19 protein-coding genes, 1 tRNA gene and 1 pseudogene are annotated in these 17826 nt (G+C 64.7%); 10 read left to right on the top strand and 11 right to left on the bottom strand.

The features are described 5' to 3' along the window. Positions 1-94 precede the first annotated feature (94 nt). The 3 genes from SLQ30_RS09865 to SLQ30_RS09855 are packed head-to-tail and all read right to left on the bottom strand — an operon-like array spanning position 95 to position 1115. A complete protein-coding gene (locus tag SLQ30_RS09865; protein ID WP_319446064.1) occupies positions 95-508 on the bottom strand; it encodes a hypothetical protein in 414 nt (137 codons plus the stop codon). Positions 509-522: 14 nt separating this feature from the next. Beyond that, positions 523-798 (bottom strand): hypothetical protein, encoded by a 276-nt coding sequence (locus tag SLQ30_RS09860; RefSeq protein ID WP_319446063.1) that lies wholly within the window; start codon positions 796-798, stop codon positions 523-525. A gap of 2 nt (positions 799-800) precedes the next feature. Further along, complete coding sequence (locus tag SLQ30_RS09855; protein WP_319446062.1) at positions 801-1115, bottom strand: hypothetical protein; 315 nt, start codon at positions 1113-1115, stop codon at positions 801-803. A 642-nt stretch (positions 1116-1757) separates the two neighbouring features. Between SLQ30_RS09855 and SLQ30_RS33115 the strand changes: the two genes are divergently transcribed. The 4 genes and pseudogenes from SLQ30_RS33115 to SLQ30_RS33110 all read left to right on the top strand — a co-directional run. Further along, a complete protein-coding gene (locus SLQ30_RS33115; RefSeq protein WP_413467971.1) occupies positions 1758-2132 on the top strand; it encodes a YbaB/EbfC family nucleoid-associated protein in 375 nt (124 codons plus the stop codon). A 99-nt stretch (positions 2133-2231) separates the two neighbouring features. Further along, positions 2232-2450 (top strand): LuxR family transcriptional regulator, encoded by a 219-nt coding sequence (locus SLQ30_RS09850; protein WP_319446061.1) that lies wholly within the window; start codon positions 2232-2234, stop codon positions 2448-2450. A 149-nt stretch (positions 2451-2599) separates the two neighbouring features. Beyond that, complete coding sequence (locus tag SLQ30_RS09845; protein ID WP_319446060.1) at positions 2600-2872, top strand: type II toxin-antitoxin system prevent-host-death family antitoxin; 273 nt, start codon at positions 2600-2602, stop codon at positions 2870-2872. A 7-nt stretch (positions 2873-2879) separates the two neighbouring features. Beyond that, positions 2880-3145 (top strand): annotated as a pseudogene (locus tag SLQ30_RS33110) (PIN domain-containing protein); the annotation flags it as partial. Between the two features lie 200 nt (positions 3146-3345). Here SLQ30_RS33110 and SLQ30_RS09835 read toward each other — a convergent pair. After that, a complete protein-coding gene (locus SLQ30_RS09835; RefSeq protein ID WP_319446058.1) occupies positions 3346-3570 on the bottom strand; it encodes a hypothetical protein in 225 nt (74 codons plus the stop codon). A 333-nt stretch (positions 3571-3903) separates the two neighbouring features. Between SLQ30_RS09835 and SLQ30_RS09830 the strand changes: the two genes are divergently transcribed. From SLQ30_RS09830 to SLQ30_RS09820, 3 genes are read left to right on the top strand one after another with little or no spacing between them, the layout of a single operon-like run. Continuing rightward, positions 3904-4740: a helix-turn-helix domain-containing protein gene (locus tag SLQ30_RS09830; RefSeq protein ID WP_319446057.1), complete on the top strand. Its 837-nt coding sequence runs from the start codon at positions 3904-3906 to the stop codon at positions 4738-4740. Further along, positions 4712-4900, top strand: coding sequence for a helix-turn-helix domain-containing protein (locus SLQ30_RS09825; protein WP_319446056.1), 189 nt, complete (start codon positions 4712-4714; stop codon positions 4898-4900). Before SLQ30_RS09830 ends, SLQ30_RS09825 begins: the two co-directional genes overlap by 29 nt. Continuing rightward, on the top strand, positions 4900-6234 hold the full coding sequence (locus SLQ30_RS09820) for a tyrosine-type recombinase/integrase (RefSeq protein WP_319446055.1): 1335 nt from the start codon (positions 4900-4902) through the stop codon (positions 6232-6234). Before SLQ30_RS09825 ends, SLQ30_RS09820 begins: the two co-directional genes overlap by 1 nt. Before the next feature lie 68 nt (positions 6235-6302). On the opposite strand, the gene SLQ30_RS09815 is transcribed toward SLQ30_RS09820, so the two are convergent. The 4 genes from SLQ30_RS09815 to SLQ30_RS09800 form a co-directional block, all read right to left on the bottom strand. Beyond that, positions 6303-6379, bottom strand: a tRNA-Met gene (locus SLQ30_RS09815). A 70-nt stretch (positions 6380-6449) separates the two neighbouring features. Further along, positions 6450-6695 carry a hypothetical protein gene (locus SLQ30_RS09810; RefSeq protein ID WP_319446054.1) on the bottom strand — a complete coding sequence of 82 codons (246 nt, stop codon included), beginning with the start codon at positions 6693-6695 and terminating at the stop codon, positions 6450-6452. Positions 6696-7003: 308 nt separating this feature from the next. Beyond that, the gene (locus SLQ30_RS09805) at positions 7004-10003 is read right to left on the bottom strand and encodes a UPF0182 family protein (protein ID WP_319446053.1); all 3000 of its coding nucleotides are present in this window, start codon (positions 10001-10003) and stop codon (positions 7004-7006) included. 97 nt (positions 10004-10100) lie between these two features. Beyond that, a complete protein-coding gene (locus SLQ30_RS09800; RefSeq protein WP_319446052.1) occupies positions 10101-11126 on the bottom strand; it encodes a PDZ domain-containing protein in 1026 nt (341 codons plus the stop codon). A gap of 123 nt (positions 11127-11249) precedes the next feature. Here SLQ30_RS09800 and SLQ30_RS09795 point away from each other — a divergent pair, with 123 nt between their 5' ends. The 3 genes from SLQ30_RS09795 (at position 11250) to SLQ30_RS09785 (ending at position 14879) form a co-directional block, all read left to right on the top strand. Further along, positions 11250-12584 carry a zinc-dependent metalloprotease gene (locus SLQ30_RS09795; protein ID WP_319446051.1) on the top strand — a complete coding sequence of 445 codons (1335 nt, stop codon included), beginning with the start codon at positions 11250-11252 and terminating at the stop codon, positions 12582-12584. Positions 12585-12649: 65 nt separating this feature from the next. Further along, entirely contained in the window at positions 12650-13489 is an 840-nt protein-coding gene (locus SLQ30_RS09790) for a cyclodehydratase (protein WP_319446050.1), read from the top strand. A 61-nt stretch (positions 13490-13550) separates the two neighbouring features. Next, positions 13551-14879 carry an ABC1 kinase family protein gene (locus tag SLQ30_RS09785; protein WP_319446049.1) on the top strand — a complete coding sequence of 443 codons (1329 nt, stop codon included), beginning with the start codon at positions 13551-13553 and terminating at the stop codon, positions 14877-14879. Positions 14880-14922: 43 nt separating this feature from the next. Here SLQ30_RS09785 and SLQ30_RS09780 read toward each other — a convergent pair whose 3' ends face one another. The 3 genes from SLQ30_RS09780 to SLQ30_RS09770 form a co-directional block, all read right to left on the bottom strand. Beyond that, positions 14923-15210 carry a WhiB family transcriptional regulator gene (locus tag SLQ30_RS09780; protein WP_319446048.1) on the bottom strand — a complete coding sequence of 96 codons (288 nt, stop codon included), beginning with the start codon at positions 15208-15210 and terminating at the stop codon, positions 14923-14925. A gap of 153 nt (positions 15211-15363) precedes the next feature. Then, complete coding sequence (locus SLQ30_RS09775; protein WP_319446047.1) at positions 15364-15543, bottom strand: hypothetical protein; 180 nt, start codon at positions 15541-15543, stop codon at positions 15364-15366. Between the two features lie 151 nt (positions 15544-15694). Next, on the bottom strand, positions 15695-17818 hold the full coding sequence (locus tag SLQ30_RS09770) for an ATP-dependent DNA helicase UvrD2 (protein ID WP_319446102.1): 2124 nt from the start codon (positions 17816-17818) through the stop codon (positions 15695-15697). Positions 17819-17826 lie beyond the last annotated feature (8 nt).

Here is a 17826-nt window from a genome sequence, read left to right as displayed (position 1 = left end):
GCTAGCGCGCCAGTAGACAACACCAAACCCACCCGGTAGACCTACACCGAGGCCCACCGGGTGGCGGAATTACGTGACGGACACCCCGGGGGAATTACGCGACGGTCGACAGGTAGCGACGGATGATCTCCGCTTGGTCAGCATTAGGTCGCTGCAGCTCGGCCTCTGCGAGAAGTATCAGGGCCGTGTGTCCTGCGGCGACTTCGGAGATCGCCGCGGCGACAGAGCCCGCAGCTGCGGACAGACGCCCGTAATAGTCTGCCCCTCCCGCGGCCGCGATCTCAGCTTGCTTCATTTTGAGGTGTCCGATCTCAAATCCCGTTGAGCGAGCGGCGGTTTCACGTGTTCGGTTATCGACACGGAGCTGCTCTGCTGAAGCTTCCAGTCGTGCTGCTGTCGCCGCGTGCGCCGCTGCGAGCTGCGTGAAAGAGTCTGGATCAGGCATTTCGATGTCGCGTGTAACGATCAGTCCCGCTATGCCGCTGCCAGCATGAGCCACCGCTGCCATAGAGCTACCAGCCGTCAAAGGTGGCTGACGGCAGTCAGCGCTTGAGCGTTGTCGGCGTCGATGTGCATGAGCGTTGCAATTGCTTGCCGATGGGCGGAGTAACCAGACGTCAGCCTTTGATCTAGGGCTGCTACCAGGGTCGCGCCCTGATGCGCGGCCAGTTCGAGGTCAGCTACAACCTTTGACAGCGCAGGGGCCGCCGCGGTGTTGGACTCAGTGGGAGCGCCCACTTCCGGCGCGTCTGCGTTGGCGGATTGCGCCATCGCAGCGTCAAGGTCAATACGCCGCATGTTCATTCTCCTTTGCAAAAGGTGGTGATCTTTCGTGCCGCCGCCGACGCGCGGTCAGATGCTGCGTTGGAAATGGCGGCGGGCAGCCGCCGGGTATCAGCGTCAAGCGTGTCCAGGATTCCGCTGCGGTACGACGCAATGGCCTCAGCGAGTTGGGCCGGCGTAGAAGGTCCGACCGCAGCCCCCATTGCCTCGAGTTCGACGAGCGCCGAGGCTTGCGCACGGGTGAGAGCCGCAGCGGTGACTGGATCGTCCCACTGCGGGGGTGCCTCCAAGAACGGACGTCGGTCACGGGCAATCGCCTCTGTGGCTGTCACCGCGACACTGCACGCATCAGCTCCTCTGGCGGTCTTCTGTTCGGTAGGCGGTGCGAGTGGTGTCATTTCCGCCGATCGCGCTGACGGCGCGTCCGGCGCTGGTGAACCGAACAGAGCAAGCGCACCGAGAACCACTGCCACCGCTCCCAACAGAAGCGCTAGCCAGGAAACCCAACTCCGCGACGTACCTGCGGCTGGTGGCGTGCCCACACTCATGTGACTCACCGTAACCTCGTCCGCCGACATCCACCACTCCGCGAGCACATTCACTTCAACCGCATATGCGCACGTCATGTTGCCTATAAGCAACACGATGGCAAATGTCAAAGCGCGCTCCTCGTCCTCTGGCTAACCGGCGAAAGACCGGCATCAAGACAGTCTTGATATTCAGTCATGCTCCGTCTAGCATCAAGACAGTCTTGATGGACGAGCTCGGAGGTCCTGGTATGGATGGCTACGAAGCATCGAGTGGTCGCGGTGAATTGGTGGTGTCAATTGGAGTCGATGGGGGCGCACTTGGGGTGCGGCTGAGTCCGGCAGTGATGGATCTGCCGGCGGAGGAGTTGGCGATGCGGATTGTGCGGCTGCATACGCTGGCGCGTCTGCGCTTTCAGTTGGCTATCGATCAGCGGGTGCGAAGCGATGACGGAGACCGGTGCGCCCTTCGGTCAGCGGCGCAAGTCGCGGCGTACGCGCGGACCATCGATTTCTGAGAGGGCTGGAGCCATGGACTATGAAGCAGCTATAGCCACGCAGGTCGCGGATCGCATCGGACGCATTCGGACCGCGGTGAACGAACTTCAACGGCGGTCGCCGAGCACGGAAGTCCGAGTATCGAGCGCCGGCGGCGAGGTAGTGGTGTCAGTCGATCGCCATGGCCGGCTAATATCACTGAAGCTTACGTCAGGCTCGACAGTTCACTTCACCTACGAAGCTTTAGAACGTCTAATCAATGACACGCTGCACGCGGCGGTGGAGCTCGCAGCGCGGCCCGATCGACAGCTGGTCTCTGCATAGGACGATCCGGCAGGGCAGTGGGAACCCATCAAGTCACTCTGGAATAATCCGGAATACCGGATTACGGCTACACATCTGACGATTGAAGCGAGCCCTAGGGTGGATGAGAGCAGCGCAGTCGAGGAGCTGCTCGCGGCGCATGCCGAGATGGAGAGGTTGACGACCGCCCTAGCCGATGCCCGAGAGCGTCGACGGGCCGCGGCAAGGCGACTGATTGAACTTGGTCGGGGATTCCCGTGGATTGCAGCGCAACTGGGTGTGACCCCGCAGGCGGTCGACGGATTTGTGAAGTACAAGGACCGCAATCAACGCACCTAAGGTCGTGACGCTGCACCCCGTGGGAGGCGGCGATCGCCGAAACCCCTACCCCGTCCACGCTCCCGGGCACTCCCCTGACCGGCTCGCGTGACGGCAGGAGGCCAAGCCCACCCGTGGCGTGTAGAACACATATGTACGACACTGGCTGTGTGAGTGAAGTATCCATACGAGTGCTCAACCAAGAGACGTCAAAGGTGTTGGCCCGCGTGAAGCGTGGCGAGGAGATCACCCTCACTGAGCGCGGAGAGGTGATCGCCCGAATAATCCCGGCTTCCGCCGGCCCGCTTGACGCGTTGATCAGTTCAGGCAGGGTTCAACCGGCGACAGCGCGCGGCCGGGCGCCTCGTCCCACCATTCCTATGCAGGGCGGTCTCGACGCGAGCATGCTGCTGCAGCAAATGCGCGCCGAGGAACGGTACTAGCCCCGTCATCTACCTCGATACCTCGACCCTGGTAAAGCTGATTCGAATAGGAGCCGAGTCCGACCAACTAGGTGACTGGCTCGACGGACGCACCGAATACGTTGGATAACATCTGCTTTGGCTGAAGTTGAGCTACCCAGAGTCATCCGGGCGGTGGCCCCAGAAGGGTTATCCGCGGTGTCGTCCGTGCTGACCAGGGTGAACCGGTTCGACATTGACCCGCTCATTCGCTCTACCGCTGCGGCCTATCCGGACCCCGCACTGCGCAGCATGCTCGCCGCGGTCGCCCTTCGTCGGTCCTACGTCGCTAATCGTCCTATCGTGGACACCATGGATGCAGCCGAGCACTTGCGTAGCGGCCTACACGCGTACACAACCCGGGCCGCGCCGGCGCTCGGCATCGACGCCTACGCCCAGCAAGTCTATGAGGCCAACCTGGAAACGCTCAAGGATCCGCTCTCAGCTGGCGACGATCACGACAATCCGTGACGGCGCCGCAATTCCTCTCCGCTGACCGTGTTTCCGGAAGCATAGTCGGCGTCGGCCGCAGCCAACTCGGCGCGCATATCGACTAGAAGCGCACGTACTTCGGCCTCCCCGTACGTGCGGCCGGCCGCAATGTCTTCGTCGGACTGCGCCAATGACTCCCGAATCCCAAGCACCGACAACCAATACTCCGTCTCGCCCTCACCGCTCACGTTTCCCATTGTGCCGAAGCGATGCGGCCATCGCCATTTAGGAAACGCTGCGGCGCCCCAAAAGGGACGTCGTCCCTGCCCTGGAATTCGCTGTGCATCAACGACGGCCGAAGACAAACGACGAATTCCCGTATCCTCCCGGCCCAATGTGGCTCAGGTGGTGGACTGCGTTCCAAGTGTCGGCATACGTTCTGCCTCATGCGAGATCACTTACAAAACATGCCGATTCGTCGCCATGATGTGACGTGGGTAAGGACAGCGCCACTTGTTCGTTTCAGACTTGAGGTGTCAGCCAATCCCCGTCCGCGACTCGATTCCATCCCTTCCTAGCCGATGAGCTGGAAGGCCCTCGACTGGGCGACTGATATCAACGTCGGTTCGCCGACGATGAGGCTCATCCTCATTCTCCTTGCGAACAAAGCAGATGAGCAGTTTTCTTGCTACCCGTCAGTCCGAACGCTCATGGCAGAGTCGTGCGCCGCGCGAAGCACAGTCCTCAACGCCCTAAACAGACTTGAGCGCGAAGGGCTTATCACGCGAGTCGCTCAGTATCACGAATCAGGGGCCCAGCGATGCAGTCGGTACTTCCTCCATCATCCAGATGCGGCTCACCTCAAGGCCGGTCCAAATCCAGGACCCCCCGGTCCGCAGGCGGGACGGGCGGGGTCTCCCACCGAGACCGGGAGGGTCCAAGATCTGGACCCCCCGGGGGTCCGACGTACAGACGCCTTGAATCCTCCAGAAGAATCCCCATCCGAACCGTCGCGCTTTCTACGATCCATGCCAGAGCCTTGGCGGCTCAGCGACCGGGAAGCGGCGAAGCTCTCGCCGGCAATTGAGCGCGCCCTGGCGTCGGGATGGACCGCGCAGAGTCTCAAGGCTCACCTGTCACGAAGTCCAGAGGGAGTCCGGTACCCGGCCGCAGTCCTTGCACGCCACCTTGCTGAGCTCCCAACGCCACCGAACTCGTCGCTCCGACGTGGCATCTCTTGGTGCGGCGAGTGCGAAGACGATCAGTCGCGGACCATCACCATCACTCTGCCGAACGGAACCGAGGCGGCGACATTCTGTCCCCGCTGCAGTCCTCAAATGCGGCCAGGCTCGGTCGGCCGGCATATTTCCGAATTCGATTCAAGAGGAGGTGAAACAATTGGAGAACAACGTCTTTGACCAATTGCCGCTGCTCCTTGCCGTCCCCCGGGCCGCGGAAATCCTGGGCATCAGCCGCGCGGCGGCGTATCGACTCGCCGCTTCGGGCGAACTTCCAGTGCGCAGGTTCGGCGGTCGTGTCTACATCGTGACCGCTCAGCTTCGAGAGTTGGTCGCATAGTGAAAGGCACTGTCTACCAGCGTGGTAAGACATGGACGTACCGCTTCCGCAGCCCTGAACAGGATCCGTCGACCGGCGTCTACCCTTGGATCAGCAAGGGCGGCTTCGCCACTAAGAAGGAAGCATGGACCGCCTGCCGCGACGCGATGCGCGAAGCTGACCGCGGCCGCGTCGTAAGGCCCGCGACTCGCACAGTCGCCCAATTCCTCAACGAATGGTTCACGGCTATCGAACCGTCGATCGACGCCACAACGTGGCAGAACTGGAAGGACTACGCCCGGGCATACGTCATTCCCCGGATCGGCGGCCAACGCCTCCAGAGCCTCGACGAACCCCAACTGTTGAAGCTTTACGGGAAGCTGCTCGCGGAAGGACGCGTCAAGCGCGACCGCAACAGCGAGATGTACGTCTACTGGTCGGATCGGGTCATCAAGGGCGAAAACCCCACGGCTCGTGAGGTTTCCGACGCATGTAAGACGACGATCCACGCAGCACGAGCGGCGGTTCGGCGGTACAGATCCGGCATCATCGCCAAACCGATGACCAGTGGCCTTGCACCCAAAACGGTACGCAACATCCATGCGATGATCCACCGCGCGCTCGTTGATGCCGTCGCCTGGAAGTACATCGCTTACAACCCGGCAAGCAACATCAAACCACCCAAACGGCCTCGAAAGCGTCGCATGGTGTGGACGCCCGACCAGATCCAAGCCTTCCTCCTGTCGGTGCAGCACGACCGGTTCGCACCGCTCTTCCTCCTCGAACTGACAACCGGGATCCGACGGGGCCAGATTTGTGGTCTCAAGTGGTCAGCCGTCGACCTCGACGCCGGCGAGATCACCGTGCACGACAACCGGGTCGTCGTCGCTGGCCACGCGCGGGACAAAGCGGGTGGCAAAACCGAGAATGCCGACCAGACGATATCGATCGATCGGGCCACCGTCGCGGCACTGCGCAGATGGCGCGAACATCAAGACGGCGAGAGCGAATTCTTCGGCGCCGACTATCACCCCGGCGATTACGTGTTCACCTTCGAGGACGGCCGCCCACCACATCCGGACACGATCAGACAGCGATTCGACCGCCTCGCCGCCGCCGCGGGGCTCTCGCGGATCACGTTCCACGATCTGCGCCACTCGTATGCCACCGGCGCACTGAAAGCCGGTGTCAGCCCGAAGATTCTCAGCGAACGAATCGGACACGCGGACGTCGGATTCTTCCTCCAGACCTACGCCCACGTGATCACGAACGACGACCGTGAGGCGGCCCAGCAGGCCGCGTCCTTCCTCATCGGGGACGGTTGGGACCCCGACCCAGATGATGAGCAAGGCTAATGTTCACAAATCCGTTCACAAGCGGCATGAAAACGGCCCCCGGAGGCATCTCCGGGGGCCGTTTTACCTGGTAGCGGGGACAGGATTCGAACCTGCGACCTCTGGGTTATGAGCCCAGCGAGCTACCGAGCTGCTCCACCCCGCGTTGGTGAACACAACGTTACCGACTACACCGTTGCAGTCCAAATCGCGTGCTCAACAGGGGTGACGAGGTCTCACTTCTTCCCCGGATCTGGGGTGCACGGCGCCAGAAACGCCTTGCCGTCCCGGGCGGCAGCTTCGGTCTCGGTGAGCCAACCCACGCCCTGAAACCCGTAGGTGTCGACGGGATGCTGTGGTGAATCGTTCACGACGTCAGACATATTCGCGGTCCCCGGAAAGCCCCCTGGTGCCGAAAGCACTTCGATGGAGATCTCCTTGGCCGTGCGCCAGTCGAAGCTCTCCGGCAGCGCGGTGGTCACTCGTAGCCTGAGGATCCAACGAGGTCAACACAAGCTTCGGGTCATAGTCGTCGAACCACAGCGTCAGCTTGGTGACGTAGTTGCACCCCGGGCCGATCATGATCTGCAGCTTGTCGTCGGTGACCCGCACGCCAAATGTCGGCAAGCGAGGGGACAAGACGGATGCCAGCCCCCGTCGTCGCCTCCGGGGCCGAGCCAAGCACCTGCGACGCCGTCAGCGGTATCCCCGCTCCCTCCCCGGGTCCGCCACTCAATTGTGCGGCCTCTGACAGGGAGCATCAGTTCAGCAACTTCCCAGCACCGACGGCCTACTTGGCCGCCCGATACTTGTTCATCGCGTCGTCCAGCTGCTGCAGCGCCTGCCCGTAGTCTGCGAAGTTGCCGCTCTTCTGGGTCTGCTGGACGTTGTCCAGCGCAGAGGTAACCTCTTGCAGCGCTGCTGCTTTCGCTGCCGAGATCTGCTGGGGACCGCCCGGCGGAACTACCGCGATGGGAGTCGGCACCTCCGGCGCCTTACCCGGCGCTGCGGCCGGTGGCACCTGTTGGCCCTGCGGCACCGCTGGCGACTGCCCAGCGGGCGCGTCAGTCGGCTCGGGCCCGGTGGCCGTCGCCCCGGCACCCGGACCGAACAACTCGGTCAGCGCCGCGCTCACCGTCGGCCCGTAGCCGACCTTGTCGTTGTACATCATCGCCACGCGGATGAGACGCGGGTACGACGACTGCGCGTCGCTGGCCCCTGGCGAGGCGTAGACGGGCTCCACGTAGAGCAGCCCGCCTTGGGCCACCGGCAACGTCAGCAGGTTGCCCCACCGGATGCGGTTCTGGTTGTCGCGACCGATGACGCCGAGGTCCTGACTGACCGCGGTGTCGGTGGTGATCGCGTTGTTGGCCAGCTTGGGCCCGTTGACTTGGCCTGGGATGGTCAGCACGGTGATCTTGCCGTACGTCCCCGGGTCCGAGCTCGCGCTGATGTAGGCCGCCAGGAAGTCCCGGCGGAACCTGTTCATCGCACTGGTGAGCTGGAAGGACGCCGAATTGTCGTTCTGTGCAATGTCCTTCGCGACGATGTAGTACGGCGGCTGGAAGCTGCTGGCCGTCGGGTTCGGATCAAGGGGCACGTCCCAGAAGTCCGACGTGGAGAAGAACGTCACCGGATCGTTGACGTGATACTTGGCCAACAGCGCCCGCTGCACCTTGAACAGGTCCTCGGGGTAGCGCAGGTGCGCCTGAAGTTCGGGGCTGATGTCACTCTTGGGCTTGACGGTGCCGGGGAAGACGGACTCCCACGCCTTGAGCACCGGGTCGTTCTCGTCCTGCGCGTACAGCGTGACGGTCCCGTCGTACGCGTCGACGGTGGCCTTCACCGAGTTGCGGATGTAGTTCACCTGCTTGTCCAGCGGAAGCCGGTTGAGCCCAACCTCGTTGGAGTCGGCGGTGGCCGACGACAGACTGGTCAGCTCGGAGTACGGGAAGTTGTCCAGGGTGGTGTACCCGTCGACGATCCACACCATCCGCTTGTTGACGATCGCGGGGTACGCCCCGGTGTCGGTGGTCAACCACGGCGCCACCGCCTCCACGCGTTTGGTTGGGTCACGGTTGAACAGGATCTTGCTGTTCGGCCCGATGACGTCGGAGAACAAGAAGTTGCGCTCGGCGAACTTGGCTGCGAACACCGTCTTCGTCAGCCAATTACCGATCGGAACGCCGCCCGTACCCGCGTAGGTGTAGTTCTTGGTCTCGGTGTTGGTTTCGTAGTCGTATTCGCGGTCGTTGCCGTTCTTGCCGACGATCGCGTAGTCGGCCGCCGTATTCGAGATGACGGGCCCAAAGTAGACGCGCGGCTGGTCCAGCGGAGCCGGACCCGGTTGCACCACAGTGCCATTGGCGCCGACGACGCTGGCAAGGAACTCCGGATACCCACCGTTCTGGTTGGGATCGTTGGCCACGCCCCGCACCGTGTTGGCCGGCGAGGCGATGAAGCCGTTGCCATGGGTGTAGACGGTGTGCCGGTTGATCCAGTCGCGCTGGTTGTCGATCAGCCGGTCCGGGTTGAGTTCGCGCGCCGCGACGACGAAGTCACGCAGGTTGCCGTCGGGGCCGTTGTAGCGGTCGATGGCCAGCTGGTCGGGGAAGTAGTAAAAGTTCTTGCCCTGCTGGAACTGCGTGAACGCCGGAGCGACGATGGTGGGGTCGAGGAGCCGGATGTTGGAGGTCGTCGCACGGTCAGCTGCGACCTGTTGCGCAGTGGTCTGCGCGTCGCCGCTGTAGTCGCGGTAGGTCACGACGTCGTCGGTCAGGCCGTAAGCCTGTCTGGTAGCCGTGATACTTCGACTGATGTATTCGCTTTCCTTCTGCGCGGCATTGGGTTTCACGCTGAACTGCTCGACGATCAGTGGCCAGCCCGCACCAACGATGAGGGACGACAGCAGCAGCAGCACCACGCCGATCGCGGGAATCCGCAAGTCTTGCAGCACTATCGCGGAGAACACGGCGACCGCACAGATCACCGCGATGGCCAACAGGATCAGCTTGGCGGGCAACACCGCGTTGATGTCGGTGTACCCCGCGCCGGTGAACGGCTTGCCGCCGCGGGTGTGGCTCAGCAGCTCGTAGCGGTCGAGCCAGTACGCAAATGCCTTGAGCAGTACCAGCGTTCCGACCAGGGTGACCAGCTGGATGCGCGCCGACTTGCTCAGCGCGCCGCTGCGCCCCGCCAGCCGGATGCCCCCGAACAGATAGTGGCCCAACAGGTTCGCGATGAACGCGAGGAACGTGGCCGTGAACAGATAGGTCAGCACCATTCGGTAGAACGGCAGGTCGAACGCGTAGAAGCCAAGATCCATGCCGAACTGGGGGTCGGCTATGCCGAAGGTTCCCCCGTGCAGGAAGAGTTGCACCCGAATCCAGTCGAGCTGCGCGATGGCGCCGGCAATCACCCCGATGAACACCGGGATGCCGAAGCCGAAGAGCTTGAGCCGCGACATCGCGATGGTGCGGTAGCGCGCGATCGGGTCGTTGGGCCCTGCGGTCGGGACGAAGACCGGTCGGGTGCGGTACGCCAACGCAAGCGCGGCAAAGACGACCGCGCCGATCAGCACGCCCACCACCAGAAAGACGATCAGCTTGGTGAAGAGCGTGGTGGTGAACACCGAGCGGTAGCCGAGCTCACCGAACCACAGCCAGTTGACGTAGGCGTCGATCAGCTTCGGTCCGATCAGCAAAAGCAGCACGGCGGCGAGCGCGATCGCGATCAGTATCCGGCTCCGCCGGGTTAGCTTCGGCATCTTCGCCGCGGGCCGCATCCCCACTCGTCAACTCCAGTCCAGGTGTCCAGTACTCATGACGTCAGGCTCGATCATCGCGTCGACGTGGCACAACTCTACGCAACGGTCGCGCAGGGACCGCTCAGCATCCGGGAGGTTCGCCACCGGCGGAATAGGTCTTCAGCCCTGATACCGCGTCGGCAAGGGTGTCCACCTTGATCAGCCGCAAGTCGTCGTCGTGGGCCGACTTCGCCTCGGCACAGTTGTCCGCGGGCACCAGGAACACCGTCGCACCCGCTTCGACCGCGGCCTCCATCTTGTGGGTGATGCCGCCGATCGGGCCCACCTTGCCATCGCTGGTGATCGTGCCCGTGCCCGCGACGAACTTGCCGCCGTTGACGTCTCCAGTGGTGAGCTTGTCGACCACGGCGAGGCTGAACATCAACCCGGCGGAGGGGCCGCCGATGTTCGCGAGGTTGAAGTCGATGGTGAACGGTGCCCACGGCGCGTCCAGCACGCCGATGCCAAGAAATCCGTAGTCACGGTCCGGGTTGTCCCCCAACGTGATCGTCGCGGTGCCCAACTCTCCGCTCTTGCGCCGATAGTCGACGACGAACGTGTCACCTGGCTTGGTGGCCTTGAGCACCGAGGTGAACTCGTCGAGGTTCGCCACCGGTTTGTTGTTCACCAAGTCGATGGCATCCCCTGGCTTCAGAAGGCCAGTCGACGGGCCCTTGTCGGTCACCGTCTGGACCGTCACTGCCGAGGGATACTTCCCCAGAAATGACAGGGCGGCGTACTCCGCGCTGTCCTCGGACTGCTTGAAATCCGTCGAATTGGCCTTGTCGATCTCGTCCTTCGACTTGTCCGGCGGATAGACCAGATCGCGCGGCACCAGCTGATCGCGGCCCGACAACCACAGCGTCAGCGCCTGACCGAGCGTCAGCCCGTCACTTTGGGACACCGTGGTCATGTTGAGGTGCCCGGACGTCGGATGCACCGGAGTCCCCTGGATGTCCACGACCTGCTTGCCGTCGACCTCACCGAGCGTGTCGAACGTCGGGCCCGGGCCCAACGCCACGAACGGCACCGTCACTGCCGACAGCAGTACGCCGAAGGCCAATATCGGCACGAGGGCCACCAGCACGGTCAAGATCCGCCTGTTCACGACGCCCACACTAAGGCTCGATGCAACCGATTCCCCGGTCACGGGGTTCGGCCCGCCGGTGGGTTCACTCACAGCGTGACCCGCAACCCCACCGCCGGCGCGTGCGGTGAGTACCGTTGAAGCATGGCTGACCTGCCCTTCGGCTTCTCCCCGGGAGATGACCCCGATCGAGACAAGCGCAAGAAGGACCCAGACTCCGGTTCGGGTTCGGATCCCTTCGGTATCGGCGGGGGCGATTTCGACATGGCCGACCTCGGCCAGATCTTTGCCAAGCTTGGCGAGATGTTCAGCGGTGCAGGCAACGTCATGGGCGGTGGCCAACAGTCCGGACCGGTCAACTACGACCTTGCCCGGCAACTGGCGGGAAGCTCGATCGGGTTCGTCAATCCCGTTTCCGAGCAGACCAGCAGCGCCGTGGCCGACGCCGTCCGGCTGGCCGAAACCTGGCTGGACGGCGTCACCGCGCTGCCTGCCGGGACGACGCAATCGGTCGCGTGGACCCCAAGCGACTGGGTCGACAACACGATGAACACCTGGAAGCGACTGTGCGACCCGGTGGCCGAGCAGATCTCGACGGTCTGGGCGTCGACGCTGCCCGAAGAGGCCAAGAGCATGGCCGGTCCCCTGCTGGCGATGATGTCGCAGATGGGCGGTATGGCATTCGGTTCGCAATTGGGCCAGGCGCTCGGCAAGCTGTCGCGAGAAGTGTTGACCTCCACCGACATTGGGATTCCGCTCGGCCCCAAGGGGGTGGCCGCCCTGATGCCGGAGGCCATCGAGGCGCTCGGTGAAGACCTCGAGCAGCCACGCAGTGAGATCCTGATATTCCTGGCCGCCAGGGAAGCCGCGCACCACCGCCTGTTCAGCCACGTGCCGTGGTTGTCCAGCCAACTGCTCAGCGCCATCGAGGCGTTCGCCAAGGGCATGAAGGTCGACACGAGCGGCATCGAGGGTCTGGCCCAGGGTTTCAATCCCGAGATGCTTGGCGATCCGGCCGCTATGGAGCAACTGCTCAATCAGGGCATCTTCGAGCCAAAGGCCACTCCGGAGCAGGTCGCGGCCCTCGAACGGCTCGAGACGCTGCTCGCCCTGATCGACGGGTGGGTGCAGACCGTGGTTGGCGAGGCGCTCGGCGACCGCATCCCCGGCACGTCCGCCCTCAGCGAAACGCTGCGGCGCCGCCGCGCCACGGGCGGACCCGCCGAGCAGACCTTCGCCACGCTCGTCGGGCTCGAACTGCGGCCCCGCAAGCTGCGCGAGGCCGCGGTGTTGTGGGAGCGGCTGACCGCAGCGGTCGGCTCCGATGCCCGCGACGCGGTGTGGCAGCACCCCGATCTGCTCCCCGGCGCCGAGGATCTCGACGAACCCGCGGCGTTCATCGATCGCATCGTCGGCGGCGACACCAGCGGCTTCGACGAGGCAATCGCCGACCTCGAGCGCGAGCAAGACGGCAACTAACTCGGTCTACGCGGGCCTGTGGATAACTAATTCGTCGGCCCGCGCTTTCGTGGCACAGTCGAGTCGTGTTGCGGCATACGCTCAACCCGGCGCTGCCGGTGCTGATCCGACCGGACGGCGTTGTTCAGGTGGGTTGGGATCCGCGGCGCGCAAAGTTGGTCCGCCCGCCCGAGGGGCTGAGCGCACCCGCGCTGGCCGACCTGCTGCGGGCCATGCAATCGGGCGTCGTCGTCTCCGAGCTCTGCACGCTGGCACTCGATCGGGGCATCGCAGCGTCGGCTGCGATGTCCGACCTCGTCGCATCGCTGACCGCGGCGGGATTGGTCACCATCGACCGTCCACGGAAGCGTTCGGCCTCCGTCCGCATCCACGGCCGCGGGCCGCTATCGGATCTCATGACCAGCGGGCTGCGATGCTCGGGAGCCAGGGTCCGTCACAGCAACCTCGGCCACGCCGTGGTCACGCCTGCCACGGCGGACCTCGTGGTCCTGACGGACTTCCTGGTATCCGACCCGCGCCTGGTGCGTGACCTGCATGAGGCCGAGGTCGCGCACCTGCCGGTCCGCGTGCGTGACGGCATCGGATTGATCGGCCCCCTCGTCATTCCGGGCGTGACGAGTTGTTTGCGCTGTGCAGACCTCCACCGAAGCGACCGTGACGCCGACTGGCCTGCCGTGGCCGCCCAGCTACGGGGCGCGGTGGGCAACGCCGACAGGGCCACCGTGCTCGCCACCGCAGCCTTGGCGCTCAACCAGGTCCATCGGGTCATCAGCGCAATCGGCGATGGGCACGACGCTCGAGCCAGCGGGCCACTGCCGACCCTGGACACCACACTCGAGTTCGACGTCGATGCAGGCACGACCACCGCCAGACGATGGTCACGGCATCCGCGATGCGAGTGTTGACGCCCGACTGCAATGACTTACGTGCAGTTCGGCACGCCAGATGGGGCCACCCAGGGTGGTCGTGGACAATGGTCGGGTGGCAGACATCAGGCGCGGCCAAGCCGCCCGCAATGCGAAGTTGGCGAGCTTGCCCGTCGGCTTCGCGGGGCGCGCGGCGCTCGGCTTCGGCAAACGGCTGACCGGCAAGTCCAGGGACGACGTCAACGCCGAATTGATTGAAAAGGCGGCCAACCAGCTCTTCACGGTGCTCGGTGAGCTCAAGGGCGGCGCGATGAAGGTCGGGCAGGCGCTCTCCGTCATGGAGGCCGCCGTACCCGATCAGTTCGCTGCGCCCTACCGCGAGGCGCTGACGAAGCTACAGAAGGACGCGCCACCGCTGCCCGCGGCCAAGGTGCATCGCGTGCTGGACGCTCAGCTCGGCACCAAGTGGCGCGACCGATTCAGCTCGTTCGACGACGAACCGGTCGCGTCGGCCAGCATCGGCCAGGTTCACAAGGGCGTGTGGAACGACGGCCGTGAGGTCGCCGTCAAGATCCAGTACCCCGGCGCAGACGAGGCGCTTCGCGCCGATCTGAAGACGATGAAGCGCATGGTGTCGGTGTTCAAGCAACTCGCCCCTGGCGCCGACATCCAGGGCGTCGTCGACGAACTGATCGAACGCACCGAGATGGAGCTGGACTACCGACTCGAGGCCGAGAATCAACGCGCCTTCGCGAAGGCCTACAAGGACCACCCGCACTTCGTCGTGCCCGCCATCGTCGCCAGCGCCCCGAAGGTCGTCATCGCGGAGTGGATGGAAGGCGTCCCGCTGGCGAAGATCATCCGCGAGGGCACCGTTGAAGAGCGCGACCTCATGGGCACCCGGCTGTTCGAGCTCACCTACGACGCGCCGCGCCGGCTCGAAATGATGCACGGCGACGCGCATCCCGGGAACTTCATGCTGCTGCCCGACGACAAGATGGGCGTCATCGACTTCGGTGCCGTCGCCCCCATGCCCGGTGGCATTCCCGTCGAACTGGGCCTGACCGTCCGCTACGCGCAGGAGAAGGACTACGACAACCTGCTGCCGACGATGGAGCGGGTCGGCTTCATTCAGAAGGGCCAACAGGTGTCGATCACCGAGATCGACGACATGCTGCGCCAGTACGTGGAACCGCTTGAGGTCGAGGTGTTCCACTACACCCGCAAGTGGCTTCAGCGGATGGCGGCCGGCCACGTGGACAGCATGTCGGCCGACACGATCAGGACGGCCAGGCAGATGGACATCCCGGCCAAGTTGGCCATCCCGATGCGGGTCATCGCGTCCAACGTCGCGATCTCATGTCAGCTGGACGCGCACATCCCCACCAAAGCCCTTGCCACCGAACTGATTCCAGGCTTCGCGCCGTGAGGTTGCCGCCTGACGCTCAATACGGCGTCAGGCGGCCCCTCGATCACGCTGCCGCCGGCTGCGAATTCTTCCTGGGCCGGCCACGGGGCCGCTTGCGGGCGACGATCACACCACGCTCGACGATCTCGCCACCCCAGACGCCCCACGGCTCTTCCCGCTCCAGCGCGGCGGTCAAGCACTCCCGCCGAATCGGGCAGTCCGCGCATAAGGCCTTGGCCTGCTCGAGCTCGGAGGGGTTCTCGGCGAACCACAGGTCGGGTTCGCCGCTGTGACACGGCAGTTCCGGCAGTTCGGCTGTCTGGCAAGCGTTCCGGCACGTCTCGACCGACATGTCGACTTCCCTGCTTCCTGGTCGTTGTTCGTTCTGAGCCATCTGTTCGTCTTCTGATGGATCTGAGACCAGGTTCCTTCGGGCTTCCGAAAAAACTATGGCCACGGATCCGGTGGTGTCGGGTCCGTGGCCATTTGGCTTGTCGAGGCTTACCTAGGTGGAGCCTCTATTCACGGACGCGACGGTGGCGGCTGCGGCGTGGCGCTTGGGTCGCGGAAACGCGTGCAGCGCCGTAATAGCGGAGCGAGCCGCCGGAGCGGCGGTGCCGGCGGCGTGGAAGGTCCACGACATACCGACAACGCCTACTCCGCTGAGCGTGTTCGAATTCTTCATGTTGGTGACCCTCCTTTCGTCGTCGAGATGTGTGCCCTAATGGGCGCATCTGACAATAAAGCTAACACCCAAAACCCACAAGCGATTTTCTGACCTGCAGTTTTGGCACGATTTTTGCGACAGTTGACCGTATTTGTCTTTGCCGCCGCATTTACGTGCGGGCCCGGACGAGTTCGATCACGTCGGGCCCGAACTGCTCCAGCTTGCGCGCCCCGATGCCGGGGATCGCAACGAGCGCCGCGTCGTCGGTGGGCAACGTCTCGGCGATGGCGATCAACGTGTTGTCGGTGAACACCACGTAGGCAGGCACTTTGAGTTCTTTCGACGTGGCAAGGCGCCACTCCTTGAGCTGCGCGAGCAGTTCCTCGTCGAGGTCCGACGGGCAGGTTTCGCAGCGGCGCAACATGATGGCCGTCGGGGTGGCCAGCGTCCCGTTGCAGACACGGCAGCGTGGGGTGGGACCGCGCTGCCGCCGCGGCTTGCTCGGCGCGGCTTCACCGGAGGCCTGCGGTGCCACGCCGTTGAGGAAGCGCGACGGGCGACGGCCTTGCCGGCCGCCCGGCTGCCGGGCCAGCGCCCAACTCAACGCCAAATGTATTCGGGCCCTGGTGATTCCGACATAGAGCAGCCGGCGCTCCTCCTCGACGGGCTCACTGTCGGCGCCATGGGAGAGCGCGTGCGAGATGGGCAGTGTGCCGTCGGCCAGCCCGACCAGGAACACTGCGTCCCACTCGAGCCCCTTCGCAGCGTGCAGCGAGGCCAACGTGACACCCTGCACGACCGGCGGGTGCCGCGAGTCGGCGCGCTGGCGCAGTTCGGTCAACAGGGCGCGGAAGTCCAGCGTCGGCCGCGCAGCAACTTCCTCGTCGACGAGTTCGGCCAGTGCGGTCAGCGCCTCCCACCGTTCGCGGGCCTTGGTGCCCGTCGGCGCCTGGGCCGTGAGCCCCAGCGGCTCGAGCACCGCCCGCACCACGTCCGGCAGTTCGCCATGGGGTTCTGCTTCGGCGGCGCGCTCGCTCGCGCGTTGCAACGCGACCAGCGCCTGCCGGATCTCCTGACGGCTGAAGAACCCCTCACCGCCGCGCACCTGGAAGGCGATGCCCGCCTCGGTGAGCGCCTCCTCGTAGACCTCCGACTGCGCGTTGATGCGATAGAGCACCGCGATCTCGGACGGCGTCGTACCCGCCTCGATCAGCTTCCGGATGGCCTTGGCTACCGAGGTCGCCTCAGCTACCTCGTCGGGATGCTCGGCGAACGTGGGTACGGGCCCGGGCTCCCGCTGCCCGACGAGGTGCAGCTTGCTGCCCGCCATTCGCCCGCGCGCCGCCGCGATGACGCGGTTGGCCAGCGACACCACCTGGGGAGTGGACCGGTAGTCACGTTCGAGCCGAACCACCGCGGCATCGGGGAAGCGGCGCGAGAAGTCCAGCAGGTAGCCCGGCGTCGCGCCGGTGAACGAGTAGATGGTCTGGTTGGCGTCCCCGACGACGGTGAGGTCGTCGCGCTCACCAAGCCACGCGTTGAGCACCCGCTGCTGAAGCGGCGTGACGTCCTGGTATTCGTCGACGACGAAACAGCGGTAGCGGTCGCGGAACTCCTGAGCGACCGCCGCATCGTTCTCGATGGCCGCCGCGGTGTGCAGCAGCAGATCGTCGAAGTCCAGTAACGTCGTGCCGTCGCGGCGAGCCTTGGCGGCCTCGTAACCCGCGTACACGGTCGCGATCTTGGCGGCGTCGAGCGGAATGTCACGGCCGACCTTCGTGACGGCCGCCGCGTAGCCCTCCGGGCTTATCAGCGACGACTTCGCCCACTCGATCTCACCGGCGAGGTCGCGGACGTCGTCGGTGCTGACCTGGATGGCCGCCCGATTGGCCGCCTGGGCCACCACGCCGAACTTGCTGTCGAGCAGTTCCCACCTGGTGTCGCCGACCACCCGCGGCCAGAAGTAGTGCAACTGCCTGCGCGCGGCGGCGTGAAACGTCATCGCCTGGATGGCGCCGGTGCCCGCACCCGCCTCGTTGTCCATGGCGCGCAACCTGGCCCGCATTTCACCCGCGGCGCGCGACGTGAACGTCACCGCCAGCACCTGACCCGGCGCGACGTGACCGGCAGCCACCAGGTACGCGATGCGGCGGGTGATGGTGCGGGTCTTGCCGGTGCCTGCACCGGCGAGCACGCACACCGGGCCGCGGGGGGCCGTCACCGCCTCCCGCTGCTCGTCGTCCAGCTCGCCGATGAGGGCGCGCAACGCCGCCGCCGGGGCCTCGAGGGACATGGCGTCCA

Origin of the sequence: Mycobacterium sp. RTGN4 (assembly GCF_033804635.1) — a bacterium.
Taxonomy (GTDB): Bacteria; Actinomycetota; Actinomycetes; order Mycobacteriales; family Mycobacteriaceae; genus Mycobacterium.
This window is presented reverse-complemented; position numbering and strand designations above follow the sequence as displayed.

Excerpts from the sequence above, each read along its gene's own strand:
- SLQ30_RS09865 (WP_319446064.1), bottom strand. The coding sequence starts at position 508 with ATGGCAGCGGTGGCTCATGCTGGCAGCGGCATAGCGGGACTGATCGTT.
- SLQ30_RS09860 (WP_319446063.1), bottom strand. The coding sequence starts at position 798 with ATGCGGCGTATTGACCTTGACGCTGCGATGGCGCAATCCGCCAACGCA.
- SLQ30_RS33115 (WP_413467971.1), top strand. The coding sequence starts at position 1,758 with ATGACGGAGACCGGTGCGCCCTTCGGTCAGCGGCGCAAGTCGCGGCGT.
- SLQ30_RS09830 (WP_319446057.1), top strand. The coding sequence starts at position 3,904 with ATGAGCTGGAAGGCCCTCGACTGGGCGACTGATATCAACGTCGGTTCG.
- SLQ30_RS09795 (WP_319446051.1), top strand. The coding sequence starts at position 11,250 with ATGGCTGACCTGCCCTTCGGCTTCTCCCCGGGAGATGACCCCGATCGA.
- SLQ30_RS09780 (WP_319446048.1), bottom strand. The coding sequence starts at position 15,210 with ATGTCGGTCGAGACGTGCCGGAACGCTTGCCAGACAGCCGAACTGCCG.
- SLQ30_RS09775 (WP_319446047.1), bottom strand. The coding sequence starts at position 15,543 with ATGAAGAATTCGAACACGCTCAGCGGAGTAGGCGTTGTCGGTATGTCG.
- SLQ30_RS09770 (WP_319446102.1), bottom strand. The coding sequence starts at position 17,818 with ATGTCCCTCGAGGCCCCGGCGGCGGCGTTGCGCGCCCTCATCGGCGAG.